The 18,760-nt window shown below is 64.2% G+C and carries 14 protein-coding genes and 6 pseudogenes; 11 read left to right on the top strand and 9 right to left on the bottom strand.

Annotated features, from left to right (window positions below; translation table 11 throughout):
* Positions 1-5 precede the first annotated feature (5 nt).
* A complete protein-coding gene (locus tag MPSD_RS22260; RefSeq protein WP_420811964.1) occupies positions 6-1,208 on the bottom strand; it encodes an ISAs1-like element IS2404/ISMul1 family transposase in 1,203 nt (400 codons plus the stop codon).
* Between the two features lie 245 nt (positions 1,209-1,453).
* Here MPSD_RS22260 and MPSD_RS22250 point away from each other — a divergent pair, with 245 nt between their 5' ends.
* Together MPSD_RS22250 and MPSD_RS22245 are read left to right on the top strand one after the other, a co-directional pair.
* Entirely contained in the window at positions 1,454-2,446 is a 993-nt protein-coding gene (locus MPSD_RS22250) for a PPE family protein (protein WP_020786255.1), read from the top strand.
* 371 nt (positions 2,447-2,817) lie between these two features.
* A pseudogene (locus MPSD_RS22245) lies at positions 2,818-3,285 on the top strand (hypothetical protein); the annotation flags it as partial.
* Positions 3,286-3,311: 26 nt separating this feature from the next.
* Here MPSD_RS22245 and MPSD_RS22240 read toward each other — a convergent pair.
* Positions 3,312-4,514: pseudogene (locus tag MPSD_RS22240) on the bottom strand (ISAs1-like element IS2404/ISMul1 family transposase).
* A 554-nt stretch (positions 4,515-5,068) separates the two neighbouring features.
* Here MPSD_RS22240 and MPSD_RS22230 point away from each other — a divergent pair.
* A complete protein-coding gene (locus MPSD_RS22230; protein ID WP_086085880.1) occupies positions 5,069-5,587 on the top strand; it encodes an OsmC family protein in 519 nt (172 codons plus the stop codon).
* A 75-nt stretch (positions 5,588-5,662) separates the two neighbouring features.
* Entirely contained in the window at positions 5,663-5,992 is a 330-nt protein-coding gene (locus tag MPSD_RS22225; RefSeq protein WP_012395907.1) for a putative quinol monooxygenase, read from the top strand.
* Between the two features lie 96 nt (positions 5,993-6,088).
* On the opposite strand, the gene MPSD_RS22220 is transcribed toward MPSD_RS22225, so the two are convergent.
* Positions 6,089-6,790: a hypothetical protein gene (locus MPSD_RS22220; RefSeq protein WP_020786257.1), complete on the bottom strand. Its 702-nt coding sequence runs from the start codon at positions 6,788-6,790 to the stop codon at positions 6,089-6,091.
* Between the two features lie 32 nt (positions 6,791-6,822).
* On the opposite strand from MPSD_RS22220, the gene MPSD_RS28265 reads away from it, so the two are divergent.
* Complete coding sequence (locus tag MPSD_RS28265) at positions 6,823-6,987, top strand: hypothetical protein (RefSeq protein WP_015356883.1); 165 nt, start codon at positions 6,823-6,825, stop codon at positions 6,985-6,987.
* Here the strand turns inward: MPSD_RS28265 and MPSD_RS22215 are convergent.
* Positions 6,984-7,817, bottom strand: a complete 834-nt coding sequence (locus MPSD_RS22215) for an adenylate/guanylate cyclase domain-containing protein (protein ID WP_086085881.1) — start codon at positions 7,815-7,817, stop codon at positions 6,984-6,986. The genes MPSD_RS28265 and MPSD_RS22215 overlap by 4 nt on opposite strands.
* A gap of 145 nt (positions 7,818-7,962) precedes the next feature.
* Here MPSD_RS22215 and MPSD_RS22210 point away from each other — a divergent pair.
* A pseudogene (locus tag MPSD_RS22210) lies at positions 7,963-9,372 on the top strand (glucose-6-phosphate dehydrogenase).
* Between the two features lie 14 nt (positions 9,373-9,386).
* The gene (gene gnd / locus MPSD_RS22205) at positions 9,387-10,409 is read left to right on the top strand and encodes a phosphogluconate dehydrogenase (NAD(+)-dependent, decarboxylating) (protein WP_012395902.1); all 1,023 of its coding nucleotides are present in this window, start codon (positions 9,387-9,389) and stop codon (positions 10,407-10,409) included.
* On the opposite strand, the pseudogene MPSD_RS22200 reads toward gnd, so the two are convergent.
* Positions 10,406-10,555 (bottom strand): annotated as a pseudogene (locus MPSD_RS22200) (alpha/beta fold hydrolase); the annotation flags it as partial. The gene gnd and the pseudogene MPSD_RS22200 overlap by 4 nt on opposite strands.
* A 145-nt stretch (positions 10,556-10,700) precedes the next feature.
* On the opposite strand from MPSD_RS22200, the gene MPSD_RS22190 reads away from it, so the two are divergent.
* Positions 10,701-11,903 (top strand): ISAs1-like element IS2404/ISMul1 family transposase, encoded by a 1,203-nt coding sequence (locus tag MPSD_RS22190; RefSeq protein ID WP_420811820.1) that lies wholly within the window; start codon positions 10,701-10,703, stop codon positions 11,901-11,903.
* A 19-nt stretch (positions 11,904-11,922) separates the two neighbouring features.
* Here MPSD_RS22190 and MPSD_RS22185 read toward each other — a convergent pair.
* Positions 11,923-12,648: pseudogene (locus MPSD_RS22185) on the bottom strand (alpha/beta fold hydrolase); the annotation flags it as partial.
* Positions 12,649-12,783: 135 nt separating this feature from the next.
* On the opposite strand from MPSD_RS22185, the pseudogene MPSD_RS22180 reads away from it, so the two are divergent.
* Positions 12,784-13,260, top strand: a pseudogene (locus MPSD_RS22180) (VOC family protein).
* A gap of 2 nt (positions 13,261-13,262) precedes the next feature.
* Here MPSD_RS22180 and MPSD_RS22175 read toward each other — a convergent pair.
* The gene (locus MPSD_RS22175) at positions 13,263-13,850 is read right to left on the bottom strand and encodes a TetR/AcrR family transcriptional regulator (protein WP_020786262.1); all 588 of its coding nucleotides are present in this window, start codon (positions 13,848-13,850) and stop codon (positions 13,263-13,265) included.
* A 553-nt stretch (positions 13,851-14,403) separates the two neighbouring features.
* On the opposite strand from MPSD_RS22175, the gene MPSD_RS22165 reads away from it, so the two are divergent.
* Both MPSD_RS22165 and MPSD_RS22160 read left to right on the top strand, forming a co-directional pair.
* Positions 14,404-15,309, top strand: coding sequence for an alpha/beta fold hydrolase (locus MPSD_RS22165; RefSeq protein WP_036426334.1), 906 nt, complete (start codon positions 14,404-14,406; stop codon positions 15,307-15,309).
* Positions 15,310-15,313: 4 nt separating this feature from the next.
* Positions 15,314-16,555, top strand: coding sequence for a WS/DGAT domain-containing protein (locus tag MPSD_RS22160; protein WP_020786265.1), 1,242 nt, complete (start codon positions 15,314-15,316; stop codon positions 16,553-16,555).
* A 6-nt stretch (positions 16,556-16,561) separates the two neighbouring features.
* Here MPSD_RS22160 and MPSD_RS22155 read toward each other — a convergent pair whose 3' ends face one another.
* Both MPSD_RS22155 and MPSD_RS22150 read right to left on the bottom strand, forming a co-directional pair.
* Complete coding sequence (locus tag MPSD_RS22155; RefSeq protein WP_020786266.1) at positions 16,562-17,167, bottom strand: hypothetical protein; 606 nt, start codon at positions 17,165-17,167, stop codon at positions 16,562-16,564.
* Positions 17,164-18,729: a pyruvate, phosphate dikinase gene (locus tag MPSD_RS22150; RefSeq protein WP_020786267.1), complete on the bottom strand. Its 1,566-nt coding sequence runs from the start codon at positions 18,727-18,729 to the stop codon at positions 17,164-17,166. The genes MPSD_RS22155 and MPSD_RS22150 overlap by 4 nt, the downstream gene beginning before the upstream one ends.
* Positions 18,730-18,760: the final 31 nt, after the last annotated feature.

Here is an 18,760-nt window from a genome sequence, read left to right as displayed (position 1 = left end):
GTTGATTAGCAGGCTTGTGAGCTGGGGAATTGTGGATTGAGGAGGTCTAGGCGGCGGTTGGCGGTCAAAGCGGTGATCCGGCAGGCTTCGGCGATGTTGTCGGCGCCGTTGAGGCGGTGCAGATTGATCGCGGTGTTGCGTAGCGTTGCTAGGACCTGTGCGCCGTTTCCGGTATGTGCCCTTTGACGGTCTTCGTCGAAGGTGACGTCGCGTATCCAGTGCAGGCTGTTCTCGATTCCCCAGTGTTGACGCATCCAGGTCATGATCGCGGTAGGGCGGGCGTGCTCGAACGGCAGGCTGCAAATGGCATAGACCACCTCCACGCTGCGCTGGTCGGTGGCGGTGATCAAGCGTTCACGAGTGATCCGGATGATTTGTTTTGCGTAGGGGAAGCCGATTCCTCGTGCAGCGGTGATGATTTGCGGGGTGCGGGTCTCGACACGGCCGTGGCCGCGGGAGTCGTCGGTAGCGGCTGTGGGCACCTCGGCCCAGGGCAGCGCGGTGATACGCGCAAGTATTTTGGCTTGGTTGGACTTGACGATCATCAGGTAGTGCGACTTCAAGGTGGCGCAGATCAACTTCGCGGTGACGACCTGGGTATGCATCGCATCCACGGTGACCAGCCACCGCAAGCTACCCGGCAGCAGCGTGAGCAGGGCACGTACGCAGGGAATTTCATTGCTTTTCTCGGCGACAGCGAGTTGACCGAGCACCAATCGGGCACGGTGGGCGAACACCGGCACGAGATGCGTGGCTGTCGCTTTGGCGCGTAAAGCACCACGCAGCATCTTGCCGTCCAACGCGATCGGCACCAATCCACTGGGGTCGCTGCTGGCCACGTGTGCAGTGAAGTAACTGCCCATCCTGGCGTTGAGGTCGGCGGGGTCTAGCCGAGACAAAACAGCGCGGAAGGTCTTCTCACTGGGCCGCCGGAACCGGACCCCTAATTGGGCCAACACATCATCGGGAGCGGTGGCCGCCCATGTGGCAAAACCAGCATAGCCGCGCATCCCCGCGGCAGTGGCCAGAACCGCGATCGCCAACAAAGCCATCAGCGAATACCTCCGACCGCGTGGGCCCCTCGGGTCTGGCACCGAGGCCAACACATCGAGAAACTCCGATCCGATGAACTCGCTGCGCTCACCAGGACTCCAGCGGTCGAACACCTCTGGAACCGACGACACAGGCAATACTGAAACGGTAGGCACGGGCAACTCCAGACCAACGACGAACAGTAACCAACTCGATCGTTCTCCAGATAGCCCGTGCCTACACTCCGGCCCCAATAGCGCGGCACCAAAGATCATCAACCCAGCTCACAAGCCTGCTAATCAACAACGCCGGAGCCCTGGTCCCGGCGCCGGCGGCGCGGGTCGGCAACGTGCGCGACGGCGCTGCCGGCCAGTGCGGGGTGGCCTGTCCGTTCCAGATACATTAGAAGACAGGGGTCATCATGCTGTGGCACGCGATGCCACCGGAACTCAACACCGCGCGGTTGATGGCCGGGGCGGGGTCAACTTCGATGCTGGCAGTCGCCACGGGGTGGAAGGACTGGGCAGCGGCCCTGGACGCGCAGGCCATCGAGGCGTCGGCACGGCTGAAATCCGCGGGTGAGGTGTGCAGCGGGGAAAGCGGCGACCGAGCGATTGCCGCGGCCGTGCCAATGGTGAGTTGGTTGGCCACAGCCTCAGCGCGGGCGAAGGCGCGTGCCACGCAGGCGTTGGCACAAGCCGCCGCGCACGCCGACGCGCTGGCGGCCACCCCACCGCTGCCCGAGATCGCGATGAACCACATCACGGCCGCGGTCGTTACGGCTACCAACTTTGTGGGTATGAGTACGGCGCTGATAGCGCTCAGCGAAACGGACTATTTCACCCGGATGTGGAATCAGGCCGCCGCGGCAATGGATGCTTACCAGGCGCAAACGGCCGTCAACACGCGTTTCGGCGAGCCCGACTCGATCAAGACCAATCTTGGTGTCTGGGGCCTGGCCAACGGGCTGGATCGGGTCGCCACGATTGCCCGCAACGTGGCCCTGCCCGCCAAAGAAGCGATCCGGCAAACGCTGACCCAGAGCTCGGGTATGGGCTGCTCGATACCGCAGCCGGCGCAGGTAACGTCGCTGTTTGGCCATCCCGGCGGCACTGGCGCGGGACTGGACCAGGGCGAGGGCGTGCAGATCGGTTTGTTGGGGGCCAGTCCGCTGTCCCACCATCCGTTGGCCGGTGGCTCGGGTCCCAGTGCCGGGGCGGGACTGATGCGGGCGGATTCGCTGCCCGGCGCAGGCGGCTTGTCGGCGCGCACACCGCTGCTGGCCGGCTTGCTTGACAAACCCACCGTGGCGATGGGACCGGCCGCGGTCAGCGCCGAATCGGCGGCCACTCGGGCCCTGCCCGACGTCACACCGGCGACTACCCGGCGACGGTGCCTACCGGCCGATAAGTGACCGATCCGAGGCTGCCCCGGTCACCGGGGCGCCGCCCGCCAGCATTTTGGCGAGCACACCGCAACCACCAGGCGCTCGTGTGAGCCAGGCCACGCGTTGGCCCGGGAAACACCGGCTGATCAGCCTCTGGCGCGGCCCAATTCGACCGCGGGTGGTCTCCGATCGGTCTCCGATACGCAAATGAACAGTTGCACCGCTAATCGGACGCAATCTCGTCGGTCGGCATTTTCGCAGGTCAACCACCTCATCAAAGTGGTTCGAGCGATTGCTGACTGTTTGCTGATTACTCAGTAGTCACTTCTGTTTCAATATGTAGATTATTGCGTGACCTGGACGCTGTATATGCAGGTCAGGGCATTATTCGATTAATCGTGATAAGTGCCACAAATTTTGATTTCCTATGGATATTGTCGGTAGCGTCCGTCCTCATGATTGCTCTCGCAACACTGTTGACGCTTATCAATCAGGTTTCCGGTACGCCGTATATTGTCGGCGGCGATTCGCCCGCCGGGACCGACTGCTCGGGTTTGGCTTCCTGGGTATCTAATGCAGCAACGGATAGGCCCATTTTCGGAGATCGATTTAATACGGGTAATGAGGAGGCCGCGCTAGCTGCTCGCGGGTTCCAACATGGCACCGCCCCCAATGCTTTGGTAATCGGTTGGAATGGTCGCCATACCGCGGTCACATTGCCTGACGGCACCTCGGTGTCCAGCGGTGAAGGGGGTGGCGTCCGGGTCGGTGGCGGGGGCGCCTACCAGGCGCAATTCACCCACCACATGTATCTCCCGATGGATGAGGACATGGTTGACGTTGACCTGCCCGCGCCCGAGGACCCTCCTGCGCAGGGCTCCGGCGTTGTTGATTAGCAGGCTTGTGAGCTGGGGAATTGTGGATTGAGGAGGTCTAGGCGGCGGTTGGCGGTCAAAGCGGTGATCCGGCAGGCTTCGGCGATGTTGTCGGCGCCGTTGAGGCGGTGCAGATTGATCGCGGTGTTGCGTAGCGTTGCTAGGGCCTGTGCGCCGTTTCCGGTATGTGCCCTTTGACGGTCTTCGTCGAAGGTGACGTCGCGTATCCAGTGCAGGCTGTTCTCGATTCCTCAGTGTTGACGCATTCAGGTCATGATCGCGGTAGGGCGGGCGTGCTCGAACGGCAGGCTGCAAATGGCATAGACCACCTCCACGCTGCGCTGGTCGGTGGCGGTGATCAAGCGTTCACGAGTGATCCGGATGATTTGTTTTGCGTAGGGGAAGCCGATTCCTCGTGCAGCGGTGATGATTTGCAGGGTGCGGGTCTCGACACGGCCGTGGCCGCGGGAGTCGTCGGTAGCGGCTGTGGGCACCTCGGCCCAGGGCAGCGCGGTGATACGCGCAAGTATTTTGGCTTGGTTGGACTTGACGATCATCAGGTAGTGCGACTTCAAGGTGGCGCAGATCAACTTCGCGGTGACGACCTGGGTATGCATCGCATCCACGGTGACCAGCCACCGCAAGCTACCCGGCAGCAGCGTGAGCAGGGCACGTGCGCAGGGAATTTCATTGCTTTTCTCGGCGACAGCGAGTTGACCGAGCACCAATCGGGCACGGTGGGCGAACACCGACACGAGATGCGTGGCTGTCGCTTTGGCGCGTAAAGCACCACGCAGCATCTTGCCGTCCAACGCGATCGGCACCAATCCACTGGGGTCGCTGCTGGCCACGTGTGCAGTGAAGTAACTGCCCATCCTGGCGTTGAGGTCGGCGGGGTCTAGCCGAGACAAAACAGCGCGGAAGGTCTTCTCACTGGGCCGCCGGAACCGGACCCCTAATTGGGCCAACACATCATCGGGAGCGGTGGCCGCCCATGTGGCAAAACCAGCATAGCCGCGCATCCCCGCGGCAGTGGCCAGAACCGCGATCGCCAACAAAGCCATCAGCGAATACCTCCGACCGCGTGGGTCCCTCGGGTCTGGCACCGAGGCCAACACATCGAGAAACTCCGATCCGATGAGCTCGCTGCGCTCACCAGGACTCCAGCGGTCGAACACCTCTGGAACCGACGACACAGGCAATACTGAAACGGTAGGCACGGGCAACTCCAGACCAACGACGAACAGTAACCAACTCGATCGTTCTCCAGATAGCCCGTGCCTACACTCCGGCCCCAATAGCGCGGCACCAAAGATCGTCAACCCAGCTCACAAGCCTGCTAATCAACAACGCCGGAGCCCTGCCCTCCTGCGGTTGAGGATGTCGTGAATCCGGATGAATTACCGCCGCCGCCCGAAGACCCGGGACCCTTCGACGATCTCGAAATTTCGAATACATAACAATTTGCGGTAAGTAAGTCGGCCAAAGAAAGACACTGCGACCTGGATCACATTCCCGGGTGCATTGATACCTTGCGGCCACCCCGGACCATGCATTGTGTGCTGGATCACAATTCGGTTCGGGTGTGGCTGCAATAACTATTTGAGCATCAAATCTGCGCTGGACTATTCATCCGGACCGTTCCCGGACGCCATTGCAGGCGGTATGTCGTGGTATACGCGGATGCGATTCGCATTCGGTTCACGCTGAGCTAGAAGGTCGATTCTGCAGGACGGCGCTCCATACCATTTCTCCCGATGGAAGGAGCTTTGCCTTGACAACTACCGAGTCGACGAATCACCTGAGCGGCATCATCGCGGCAAATCGGCGCGCGGTAACCACGGATCCGGCCCAGGCGCGCGTGGTGTTCCAGGCTTCGGGCACCGGGCATGACGCTGTTGCCAGCACGGTCAGCCTCGGCCGCTACCGGGTCGAGGTCGATGAGCCGGCGCCCCTCGGTGGGGATGCCAAGGCTCCGAACCCCGTCGAGTACTACTTGGCCTCGCTGCTTTCGTGCCAGATCGTGACATGGCGTTTCTGGGCCGCGAAGCTGGGAATCTCGGTCGATGACATCTCCGCGACCGCAGAGGGCGATCTCGACGTGCAGGGCTTCTTCGGATTCGCCGACGACGTTCGCTGCGGATTCCAGCAGGTGCGGGTGGTGATCACGGTGACCGGGCCGGAACCGGCGGAGCGCTACCGCCAATTGCAGGTGGCGGTCGACGCGCACTGCCCAGTGCTCGATCTGACGCGTAACCCAACTCCGGTGCACACCCGGGTGGAGATCGCCTGACCCACGCGTGCTGGGTATCCTGACCCTGTTCTCCGAGTTCGATGATCAAGTCAGCGAGAGGGGCGGGGACCGCAAATGATCTTCATCGTCGTCAAGTTCGAAACCAAACCCGAGTGGAGCGAGCGCTGGCCGGAGTTCGTCGCGTCGTTCACCGCGGCCACGCGCGCCGAGGACGGCAACCTCTGGTTCGAGTGGTCGCGCAGTCTGGACAACCCGGCCGAGTACGTCTTGGTCGAGGCCTTTCGCGACGGTGATGCCGGAAGTGTCCACGTCAACAGCGATCACTTCAAGCGGGCGATGCAGGAGTTGCCCCAGGCCCTCGCGGCTACGCCCAAGATCATCAGTCAGACCCTCGACGCGACCGGGTGGTCGGCCATGGGGGAGATGTCGGTCGACGAGTCGTAGGCCCCGCGACCGAAAGCCGTTTATTCCGATGGTGGCTCCCGGCCCCGGAGTCTGTAGCCGGTGGCCGGGCCGAGGCGATTGCCGCCGTTCGGTCGGCTAGTCGGCCTGACCGACGGTGACCGCGATTTCGCTACCCAATCGATAGCCCGGGGTGAGTGGAAGCGTATCGTCACTCCAGAAGGAGCCCGGGTCAAACCAGTTCGAGTACTTTTCGGTGGCCATCAAACCCCTTTCCTCATAGGTGATTGCCACCGTCTCCGCGCAGTACGCCGCTTCCAGGCCGACCTTTTGGCGTTCCTTGCGTCGCTGGGTGGACTCGCGGATCTTCTTGTCCACCCACGGCAGTCCTCTGGTCCAGTCGTAGGCGGTGGGAAGCCGGCCGCGTAGCCAACGTCCGGTGAGGCGTGCGGTGGCGGGAAACGGAGTGCCGTCCATGCGTGCGATGACTCGCAACAGTTGGTTCTCTTGTTCGCGACTGGCGTACGGGGTCAGCTGCCGCAGCCAGCAGCGCTGGTGGTAACGCTCGGTCCATTGCCGGACCGCGTCGCGCGCATCGTTGAGCTGTACGCCACGGTGGTGAGTGCCCGTCCACATGTCGACCAGCTTGTCGCCCAGCTCGGCGTGCCAGATCAGCGGCGGCAAGTCATCGATGGCCACCGTCATGCCGACGTGGTTCACCGGACTATTAGTCAAGGTCTGGATGGCGCGGTCGGGGCGGGAGCGGCCGCGGAACAGCCAGAGGTCGCCAGTGCGGGTCTCATTGAGCGCTTGGTCCAAGGTCAGGCTGTTTGATTCCACCCCAGCACCATAGGCAGAGATAGCCTGTCGTCATGCGCAGCGTGTGGAAGTGGCTTGGACTGGCCGGTGTCGCCGGCGTCGTCGCCGGTGGCGCGTTGGTGGTACGCGACCAACGGAAACGCCGTTCCTATTCGGCCGATGAGGTCCGGGCTCGGTTGCATCAGCGGTTGGACGAGTCTGAGACGCAGGGCGACTAGTCCGGCTCGCACTCGGGGGCGGTTTCGACGCCGAACAACTGATAGCTGCCGGAAAATCCCTTGAGCTCGACGTCGCGGCCGTCGTCCACACGGATGTCTCCGCAGTCGCGGACCGCGTCGCGAACCGGTTCACTCACCAGGATCTGGCCGCCGACGGCCTGACCCGCAACCCGGGCTGCCATCGCTACATTGCGGCCGAACAGATCATCGCCGCGGCGCACCGAGCGGCCCATATGGATCCCGATCCGTACCCGAATGCCGTTGCGCGGTTTCCTTTTTGCCTCTCGACTTAGCGCGCGCTGGATATCCAAACCGCATCGCACCGCCTGTTCGGCACGAGCGAAGGCGATCATGAATCCGTCGCCTTGACTCTTGACCACGTGTCCGCCGTGGCGGTGCACGAACTCGTGAACCATCTTGTCGTGCGCGCCAATCAGCTTCACCCACGCACGATCCCCGATCCGCTCGTTGAGCGCTGTGGACTCTTCGATGTCGGAGAACAGAATCACGACCCGGCCGTCGGGGGTGACTCGCGCCAGGTCCGGCCGTTCCACCTCGGCCCAGTCCGCGAGGTCCTCGATCGAGCTGCGAACCGCGGCGCCAAAGCCCTCTTTGCGCATCAGGTTCGCGGTTTGCCAAACCGTCTTGACGGCCTCGCGCCCCCCGGTCAGCAGCCAGTTGCGGGTGTCGGCGCGCTGGCGCAACTCATCGTTTTCCTGACGAGCGCGGGCCAGCAATCGCCATAGCGCGATCAGGGCGGCGGCTTCCAGGGCGGCGACGCCGGCCAGCACGTAGACCGCGATGTGCAGTGCATCGGTCATGCCTGACACTCGCCCATCCTTTCAGTACCGGCCCAAGCCTGCCTTGTCGGGCTATCGGGCAATGTCTAGGGTTGAGTTCAGCCCCCGCGGGGAAGCAGATCTCAAGTAAGCCGACCAGCGGCTTTAGCCCAGATGACGTCCTGGAGGTGGGGGATTGGCCAACGGCGGAGGTCAGGCCTCAGATCTATTGGTGATCTTTGGAATTACCGGCGATCTGGCTCGCAAGATGACTTTTCGCGCGTTGTACAGGCTGGAACGCAGGGGACTGCTGGATTGCCCGATCGTGGGCGTCGCCAGTGACGACATGTCGGTAGAGCAGTTGGTCGATCGGGCGCGGGAGGTCATTCGAGGGTCCAGCGAGCCGTTCGACGAAGCGGTATTCGAGCGATTCGCCAGTCGGTGGTCCTATCTGCCCGGTGACGTTACCGACCCCGCCCTGTACACGGCGCTGGCCAAGCAGATCGGTCATGACCGCCACGCCTTGTACTACCTGGAGATGCCGCCCGCGCTGTTCGCCCCAATCGTCGAGAATCTTGCCAAGGCAGACTTGCTGCGCGGCGCGCGCGTTGCGGTGGAGAAGCCATTTGGCCATGACCTGGACTCCGCGCGGGAACTCAACTCCCGGCTACGTGCCGTGCTCAACGAAGATCAGATCCTGCGCGTCGATCACTTCTTGGGCAAGCAACCCGTCGTGGAGTTGCAGTATTTGCGCTTCGCCAATCGCGGCCTGGCCGAATTGTGGGATCGCAAGAGCGTTTCCGAGATTCACGTCACCATGGCCGAGAACTTCGGCGTCGAGGACCGTGGCAAGTTCTATGACGCGGTGGGCGCCCTGCGAGACGTCGTGCAAAATCACCTGCTGCAGGTGCTGGCGCTGGTGGCGATGGAGCCTCCGGTGGGTCCGGGTGCCGACGACCTCAACGACAAGAAGGCCGAGGTGTTCCGTGCCATGCCGGCGCTGCAGACGGCGCACTACGTGCGGGGCCAGTACCAGGGTTACGGCGATGCCCCGGGGGTGGCCAAGGACTCGCAGACCGAGACCTATGTCGCACTCAGGACCGAGATCGACAACTGGCGCTGGGCCGGGGTGCCGGTCTTCTTGCGGGCCGGAAAAGCTCTGCCAGAGCGGGTGACTGAGGTGCGGATGTTCCTGCACCATGTTCCCGGGTTGGCTTTCCTGCCCAACCGCAGGCCGGCCGAGCCGAACCAGATTGTGCTGCGCATCGACCCAGATCCGGGCATGCGCCTGCAGATATCCGCGCAAACCGGCGACTCGTGGCAGGGCGTTCACCTGGACTCCTCGTTCGCCGAAGACCTCGGTGAACCGATCCGGCCCTATGAACGACTGCTGTATGCCGGATTGATCGGCGATCGCCAGCTTTTCGCTCGCGAGGACGCTATCGAGCAGACGTGGTGGATCGTGTAACCGGTTCTTGACGACCCGGGGGAAATCCACCCGTACGATCGCGGCTCCTGGGGGCCCGAGGCAGCACAGACGCTGCTGCGTGGCCACCGCAATTGGCAACAGCCGTGGCTACCCCGCAGTGCCGAGGCACGACAGTAAGGAGACGAACAGATATGCAGCTAGGGATGATCGGGCTGGGCCGGATGGGTGCGAACATCGTGCGCCGAGTGGTCAACGGCGGACACGAGTGCGTGGTGTACGACCACAATCCCGACGCCGTCAAGGCGATGGCGGGGGAGAACAACACCACCGGGGTGTCCTCGCTGAGCGAGTTGCGTGACAAACTTTCCGCCCCGCGGGTCATCTGGGTGATGGTGCCCGCCGGGACCATCACCACCGGCGTCATCGAGGAGCTGGCCACCACACTCGACGCGGGAGACATCGTGATCGACGGTGGCAACACCTACTACCGTGACGACATCAAGCACGCAAAGCTGTTATCTGGCAAAGGCATTCACATGCTGGATTGTGGTACCAGCGGCGGTGTGTGGGGACTTGACCGCGGCTACTGTCTGATGGTCGGCGGGGAGCCGGACGCGTTTGCGCATGCCGAGCCGATCTTGGCCACCGTCGCACCCGGGGTGCAGGCGGCACCGCGAACGCCGGGCCGCGATGGTGAGGTCGCGGAGGCCGAAAAGGGTTACCTGCATTGCGGGCCGACGGGCGCCGGGCACTTCGTCAAGATGGTGCACAACGGAATTGAGTACGGGATGATGGCGTCGTTGGCGGAGGGCCTCAACATCCTGCGCAACGCCGATGTCGGCACCCGGGTGCAGCAGGGTGACGCCGAAACCGCGCCGCTGGCCAACCCGGAGTACTACCAGTACGACATCGACATCCCCGAGGTGGCCGAGGTGTGGCGCCGGGGGAGCGTGATCGGCTCCTGGCTGCTGGATCTGACCGCGATCGCGCTACACGAATCTCCCGAGCTGCAAGAGTTCTCGGGACGGGTTTCCGACTCTGGCGAGGGGCGGTGGACTTCCATCGCGGCGATCGACGAAGGTGTGCCTACGCCGGTCCTCACCACCGCGCTGCAGTCGCGCTTTGCCTCGCGTGACCTCGATGATTTTGCCAACAAGGCGCTATCGGCGATGCGCAAGCAGTTCGGTGGCCACGCGGAAAAGCCGGTCAACTAGCCGGTCGCCGCCCTCCGCTTGACGAAGTCGACCACCACTTCGGTGAAGGCGTCGTTGTCATCGCCGGCCGCGGTGTGGCCGGCGTTGGACAGCTCGACGAATTCGGCGTGCGGCACTTTGTCCAGAAAATCCTGGACGCCCTCGGAGCCAGGGCTCCGGCGTTGTTGATTAGCAGGCTTGTGAGCTGGGTTGATGATCTTTGGTGCCGCGCTATTGGGGCCGGAGTGTAGGCACGGGCTATCTGGAGAACGATCGAGTTGGTTACTGTTCGTCGTTGGTCTGGAGTTGCCCGTGCCTACCGTTTCAGTATTGCCTCTGTCGTCGGTTCCAGAGGTGTTCGACCGCTGGAGTCCTGGTGAGCGCAGCGAGCTCATCGGATCGGAGTTTCTCGATGTGTTGGCCTCGGTGCCAGACCCGAGGGACCCACGCGGTCGGAGGTATTCGCTGATGGCTTTGTTGGCGATCGCGGTTCTGGCCACTGCCGCGGGGATGCGCGGCTATGCTGGTTTTGCCACATGGGCGGCCACCGCTCCCGATGATGTGTTGGCCCAATTAGGGGTCCGGTTCCGGAGGCCCAGTGAGAAGACCTTCCGCGCTGTTTTGTCTCGGCTAGACCCCGCCGACCTCAACGCCAGGATGGGCAGTTACTTCACTGCACACGTGGCCAGCCGCGACCCCAGTGGATTGGTGCCGATCGCGTTGGACGGCAAGATGCTGCGTGGTGCTTTACGCGCCAAAGCGACAGCCACGCATCTCGTGTCGGTGTTCGCCCACCGTGCCCGATTGGTGCTCGGTCAACTCGCTGTCGCCGAGAAAAGCAATGAAATTCCCTGCGTACGTGCCCTGCTCACGCTGCTGCCGGGTAGCTTGCGGTGGCTGGTCACCGTGGATGCGATGCATACCCAGGTCGTCACCGCGAAGTTGATCTGCGCCACCTTGAAGTCGCACTACCTGATGATCGTCAAGTCCAACCAAGCCAAAATACTTGCGCGTATCACCGCGCTGCCCTGGGCCGAGGTGCCCGCAGCCGCTACCGACGACTCCCGCGGCCACGGCCGTGTCGAGACCCGCACCCCGCAAATCATCACCGCTGCACGAGGAATCGGCTTCCCCTACGCAAAACAAATCATCCGGATCACTCGTGAACGCTTGATCACCGCCACCGACCAGCGCAGCGTGGAGGTGGTCTATGCCATCTGCAGCCTGCCGTTCGAGCACGCCCGCCCTACCGCGATCATGACCTGGATGCGTCAACACTGGGGAATCGAGAACAGCCTGCACTGGATACGCGACGTCACCTTCGACGAAGACCGTCAAAGGGCACATACCGGAAACGGCGCACAGGTCCTAGCAACGCTACGCAACACCGCGATCAATCTGCACCGCCTCAACGGCGCCGACAACATCGCCGAAGCCTGCCGGATCACCGCTTTGACCGCCAACCGCCGCCTAGACCTCCTCAATCCACAATCCCCCAGCTCACAAGCCCGCTAATCAACAACGCCGGAGCCCTGCCCTCGGAGCTGACCACATCGGAGAGCTTCCCGCGAATCAGCAAGATCGGGATCGTCAGGTTCATCGCGGCGCGCTCGAAGTTTTCGGTGCGCAACTCCGGGTCGTCCCCAGGTGCGGTCATCATCGCCGGATCCCAGTGCCAGTACCAGCGGCCGTCGCGCAGGCGCAGGTTCTTCTTCAGCCCTTCGGGGCTGCGCGGCTTGGTCCGATGCGGCAGATAGGTGGCGACGGCGTCAGCGGCCTCCTCGAGCGTGGCGAACCCGTGGAGGTTGGTGAACATGAAGTCGCGGATGCGGGCGCTGCCGTCCTTTTCGTATTTCGGCACCACGTCGACCAGCACCAACCCGGTCACCCGGTCGGGGCCAGCCCTGTCCGCGACGAGGATGCCGGTCAGCCCGCCCATGCTGGCGCCGATCAGCACGACCGGGCGTCCGATGGCGTCGAGGACGTGCAGGATGTCAGAGGTCAAGGTTTCGATCGCGTAGTCCGCGTCCGGCGCCCGGTCGCTGTCGCCGTGTCCGCGGGTGTCGAGCGCGATCACGTGGAGGCCCGTATCGGCCAGAATCTGGCCGGTGTTCTTCCAGGAAAACCGGTTTTGGCCGCCACCGTGCAACATCAGGATGGTGGGGCGACCGGACGCGGCGGTGTCGCGGTTCCATTCGTCGGCGACCAGGGTAATCCCCTCAGTACCGGAAAACTCGACCGTTCGGGGGTTGTTGCTCATGGCGCTCACGTGTTCTGACGTTACCTAGCTGCTTTAAGCACCCGCTGTTGCGGGGCCGATAGCGCGGTCGCGATGAGTTTGCCGCCCAGCCGGGGTCTATTGAAATGACGAGATCCCAACGACCAGGAGCCGCCAATGCCAGCTATCACGCCCTCGCTGTGGTTCGACCACAATCTGGCGGAAGCCGCACAGTTCTACACGTCGGTGTTCCCGAACTCGCAGATCTAGGGATTCAACCGGCATACCGAGGCGGGGCCGGGTGAACCCGGCACGGTGATATCGGGAACCTTCGTCCTCGACGGGGTCCGGTTCATTGGAATCAACGGCGGTCCACAGTTCCCGTTCACCGAGGCGGTCTCGTTGACGGTCAACTGCAAGGACCAAGATGAGGTCGACTACTACTGGGATCGGTTAACCCAGGGCGGTACGGAATCGCAGTGCGGTTGGTGCAAGGACCGGTTCGGCCTGAGCTGGCAGATCGTTCCCGACCGGCTGTATGAGCTGCTGAGCGATCCGGACCCGGCACGGGAGGCAGCCGCAACCACCGCGATGCTCGGCATGCACAAGATTGTGGTCGCCGAGCTGGAAGAGGCGGTGAACGCCGCGGGGTGAGCTCACTCGGTGAGTCGGCCAATCCATTCGATCGTGGCGTCGATGACCGGTTTGACTTGTTCGGGCTCCTCGCATGCCGCAACCATCAGTGACGATTCCTCCATGATCGCCAGCAGAGCGCGGCTGAGGAATTGTCCATGCAGCGACGAGTCGAGTTCTAGCATCGCCATCCAGCTGCGAAAAGCAGACGTCATGCGATCGCGACGAGTGATTCCGAAGTCGGTCGGTCGATCTCCGGAGGCGAGCAATCTGGCTACCCGCCGATGCTCCCAGAGCCCATCGAGGTAAGCCCGTACACCCAGTTCGAAGATGCGACGCCGGTCGGTTTCGTCGCCGGCCTGCTGAAGTGCTTCCTCGATCTTGCCTTCGACGGCGCTGGCCATCTGCTCGAAGATCGCCAGAAACAGTTCGGTCTTACCGCCGAAGTGGTGATAGATGCTGCCGATACTGGCCCCGGAGCTAGCCACCACTTCGGCCATGGTGGCCGCATTGAAGCCTCTGGTGGCGAACACCTCGGTCGCTGCGTCGAGGATCCGGCGCTGGGTGGCGTCTGTTTTGGCCCAGCGGCGCCCGTGCGAGTCGGTCGACATATCTAGAAATTAGCCGCTGGATCATCGTCGTGCGAAGAAATTCATCGCATGTCAGCCCGACGGTTTGGGATGCAGGCGGGCTCGGTGTGGGCTCGAATGCGCATGCCCAGCGAGTTCGGCCCCAAACGGCCCCCGGATAGGTACCAGACAATCTGGCTGTATCGCGGCCGGCGCGTCGCGCAGCGCCACCCCGGCCAGACCCGGTATCGGAGCGGCCTGGCGTGCCTTTGGCCGGTCACGGACATGCATCCGGTTCGCGCCGTCCCCTGGGGTAACGTGGCGAACACCATCGACTTGGATCCGCCTGCGGGCCGCGATCTCGCCGTCGCGTCGAGCAAGTGCGTAGGCTCAGCGACCGTGCCGGGAGACGACGGCGGTGTCTCCGATCGGTGGTGTTGTCCTCATTCGGCGCCAGTTACGTTGGTGCATACGGGTTGCACGTGGCGAACAGGAGTCAACATGCAAGACGATGCCGCTCGGTGGGTCAGCGGGCCCATCGAGCCAGCCCTCGAAGGTTGTGCCGGCGCCGCGGATGACCACGACAAGGCCCGTGATGCCTGAGCCGCGCTGGATCGATGTGCCCGGGCCCAACGGTGATCTGAAAGCCTTGACCTGGGGTCGCCCCGAGGCGCCGATGGCGTTGTGCCTGCACGGCTTTCCCGACACGGCCTACGGCTGGCGCAAGCTCGCCCCGATTCTGGTCGACTCGGGGTGGCGGGTCGTTGCACCGTTCATGCGGGGCTATGCGCCGTCGGCGATTCCCGCCGACGGGAGCTATCACGTTGGTGCGCTGATGGATGACGCACTGCGGGTGCGATCCGCTGCTGGCGCTACCGAGGGTGACGTGCTGATCGGCCACGACTGGGGCGCCATCGCCGCGGCCGGCTTGGCGGCAATGCCCGACAGCCCGTTTTCCCGGGCCGTCATCATGTCGGTGCCACCGGCGGCCGCGTTTCGCCCGCTGGGCCGGGTGCCCGACCGCGGCCGTCTGGCCCGCGAACTGCCCCACCAGCTCTTACGGAGCTGGTACATCCTCTACTTCCAGCTGCCCTGGTTGCCCGAGCGGTCGGCGTCGTGGGTGCCCCGGCTGCTGTGGCGACGATGGTCGCCCACCTATTACGCCGAGGAGGATCTGCGCCACGTCGACGCTGCCATCGGGACGGCGGAGGGGTGGCGCGCGGCGTTGGGTCCCTACCGGGCAACCATTCGCAACACCCGGCCGCCGGCCCGCTACGCGGAATTGAACCGTTGGTGGACCGAGGCGCCTCAATTGCCGGTGCTCTACCTACACGGTCGTGACGATGGCTGTGCCGTAGTGGCTTTCACGCACTGGACGGAAAGGGTGCTGCCGCCGGGCAGTGAGGTGGCGGTCGTCGAACAAGCCGGTCACTTCCTGCAGCTCGAACAGCCCGAAGCGGTGGCCAAGCTGATCCTGCCGTTCATTGCCCCGCCGGGCTGAACCGGTGGCGGCGCACCCGATGGCGGCCGTCGATGCGCAGTTCTATTGGATGTCGGCGAAAATGCCCAACGATCAATTCCTGTTGTATGCATTCGACGGTCGACCGGCCGAACCAGAGTGCGCCATCGATCAGCTCGTCCGCCGGGCCCGCGCGTGTCCGGAGCTGCGGATGCGCGTCCACGACGGCGCTGTGTTGACCTATCCGCGGTGGCTAGCCACCGACGTCGGGTCCGAACAGGTGGTCCGGCACAACCTTGACGACGACAGCTGGCACGGTTGCCTCGCGGCGGTGGTCGGGCTGGCGCGCGAGCAGCTGGATATTCGGCTGATGTCGTGGCGGGCACATGTATTTGCCCCCGTTAGCGGGATTCCGGGCGTCCAGGCACCGGGCACCGTTGTCGTCGTGCAGGTCGCCCACGCCCTCGGCGACGGCGTGCGCGCCTCGGCATTGGCGGCCCGGCTGTTTGGGCGCCGCGCTCCCATCCCCTCGGCGGAGCCCCGGCGGCGGGGCTTTCTGCCCAGGGTGGCCGCCGATGCGGTCTGTACGCACCGCCGTCTGGTACGTGACACCGAAGCCGGATTGTTGGCACCCGGCGCCGGATCGCGGCCGCTGCGCAGCACCAACGCCAGGCCCGAGGGCGCCCGCGAGCTGCGCACATTGGTGCGACATCGCTCCCAGATCTGCGGTCCGACAGTCACGGTCGCGGTGCTGGCCGCGGTTTCGGCCGCACTGTCACGGCTACCCGACGGGAACGCCGAACAGTTGGGCGCCGAAGTCCCGATGGCCAAACCGGGACTGCGGCAAGCAAACAACCACTTCGGCAACATCGTTGTCGGGTTGTATCCGCAGCTCGAACGCGGCGAGCGGATGCATCGAATCGCCGCCGATCTGGCCAACGCCCGTCGTCGCATGCAGCATCCGGCGGCCAGCGCGTCCGATCTCGCCTTTGCGAGGGTCCCCGCCGCATTGTTGCGCTGGGGGGTAAGCCAATTCGATGCGGACATGCGGCCGGATCAGGTGGCCGGAAACACGGTGGTGTCCAGCGTACACCGCGGCGCTGCCGATCTGAGCTTCGGGGAAGCTGCGGTGGTGCTCACGGCCGGGTATCCGGCGCTGTCACCGGTGATGGGGCTGACCCATGGCGTGCACGGCATCGGCGACACCATTGCGGTCAGCGTCCACGCGGCACAGTCAGCGGTGGCCGACATCGACTCCTACCTGGAACTCCTTGACCAGGCTTTGTAGCGAAAACTACTGGGCGTCACCGGATCTAGCCGCCTGCTCGCGGGTCAGCCCGACGGCCAGGATTAATTCTTCGTGCAATTCGAACCACACCGTGTGGTAGGAGTCGATGAGCGGGCGGGTCAACCAGGCGGTCTCGCCGGCCTTGACCCTGCCCAGCGCCGCACTCAACTTTCTCGAGTAAGCATGCAGCCGCGGCAGCTGTGTCGCCGCGGTCGCAATGATCGGCTCCACCCGCTGGTGCACATCATCAAGCTGGGCCAGGATTGCGGCGTCATAGTCGGCGTCGTCATGGCTGTTCGGTTTGCCGCCTCGGAGCTGACACTCTGTCACCAGAGCCTTGAAATCGGCATTCACGGAACGAAAGTCGCTGTAGACGTTGGCCAGTGTGGTCGCGTCCGCCGCGTTGCGTTCCTCGGTCAGCAATTCGCTGAGCCGGACCCGGCCCTCGGGACTGATGCGCAATGTGGTGTCGCCGACCAACAGGTTTGCCGCGGTCAGCCGCGCGACCGTGTCCGCGACTTCGGCCAGGTCCAGGCTCACCGTCTCGGCAAGGTCGGGCGGGCTCACCCGCCCCTTCAACCTGATTGCTTGCAGTATCGCCAATTCCGTCATAGACCGTCCTGCACACGTAGCGCGTTCAACATGGTGATCAGCGGTGCGTCCGAGACGACATCGGTGTAGCCGGCGGCCATCGCGGTCAGCACCCCAGCCTCGGAAGGATCGTCGAGCTTGGGGTAGTCGCCGCTCGCATGCGCGCGCAGCGGGCTGATCTTCAGCGCGATCGTCGTGAGATCGCGTAGCTCGGGTGTGTCGTCCTCCGACCACGCGGACGGCGCCAAAATGCCCTCGCGCACTTCGCCCGTGTAGCCGTCGACGGTAATCCGCTTGCCGGCCAACGAGGCCGCAACCCCGTCACCACAACCGACCACCGCCACCCGGCCGAGCTCACGGCTGACCACCGCAGCGTGGCTGGCAGCGCCACCGATCTCGGTGACGATGCCCTGCGCGGCAAGCATCCCCGAGACGTCTTCGGGCCTGGTGTGGTCACGCGCCAGGATCACCTGCTCGCCCCGGTCGGCGGCGTCCAGCGCCTCGTCCACGTCGGTGTAGGCCAGGCCCGCGGCCACTCCCGGGCACGCCGGCAGGCCCTTTGCCAAAAGCGATGCGGCCAAACGCTCTTCCGGCTGCAGCGTGGGCAGCAAGAGGGTCTCCACTTGGGTGGGGGTGATTCTGCGCAGCGTCTCGGCATCGTCGATCAGGCCGGCACCGCGCAGTTGCAGCGCCAATCGCACCGCAGCCTGCGCGGACCGCTCGGCGGATCGTGTCTGCAGCAGCCACAGCTTTCCGCTTTCGACGGTGAACTCGACTTCTTGCACCTCGGCCGCGAGCCGTTCCAGGCCGCGCGCGGCATCCAACAATTCGAGGTAGATCTTCGGCAGTCGGTCGCGCAGGGCGGTGATCGGTTCTACCTTGAGCAGACCCGAGACGACGTCATCACCCTGACCGCCGGGTAGCCATTCGCCGAACGGTTCGCTGGCGCCGGTGATCGGATTGCGCGACGACAGCACCCCGGCGCCGGAATCGGCGCTGCGGTTGCCGAACACCATCGCCTGAACCACGACAGCGGTGCCGCCCTGGTCGTCGAGACTGTTGTGGTTGCGGTAGGCGATGGCGCGCGGAGAGTTCCAGGAGGCGAACACGGCGCCGATGCCAGCACGTAGCTGCTCGTAGGGGTCGTCGGGGGGATCACTTCCCGCCACGATTCGCCGATACATGCGGGTGAACCGGCGCCTGGTGTCGCGCGCGAAGTCGCCGGTGCCGGGGGAGGCCAGGGCCTGCTCGACGGTGTCGTTCATGCCCAGGTCCAAAATTGTGTCCATCATGCCGGGCATCGACTGGTTGGCTCCCGAGCGCACACTGACCAGCAGCGGATGCGGCCCGCTGCCGAAGGTGCGTCCCGTCTCGGCCTCCAGCCATCTGATCCGGTCCACGACGTCGTCCCAGATCGCGTCCAGTGTTGGTGCTGGATCCGCCAGGTAGCGCACGCCCACTTCGCTGGTGATGCAGAAGGCAGGCGGCACCGGCAGATTGTTCCGGCGCATTGAGTCGATACCGTGGCCCTTGTTGCCCAGGACCTCCCGAGGCTGATGTGCGCGGCCGTCCAGTAACACCACGGCGGGGCCGGTGAACGGGATGCCCCCGGCT

Origin of the sequence: Mycobacterium pseudoshottsii JCM 15466, from assembly GCF_003584745.1 — a bacterium.
In the GTDB taxonomy this organism is placed as follows: Bacteria; Actinomycetota; Actinomycetes; order Mycobacteriales; family Mycobacteriaceae; genus Mycobacterium; species Mycobacterium marinum.
The sequence above is the reverse complement of the archived record's forward strand: the minus strand, read 5'-3'. Positions and strand labels throughout refer to the sequence as shown.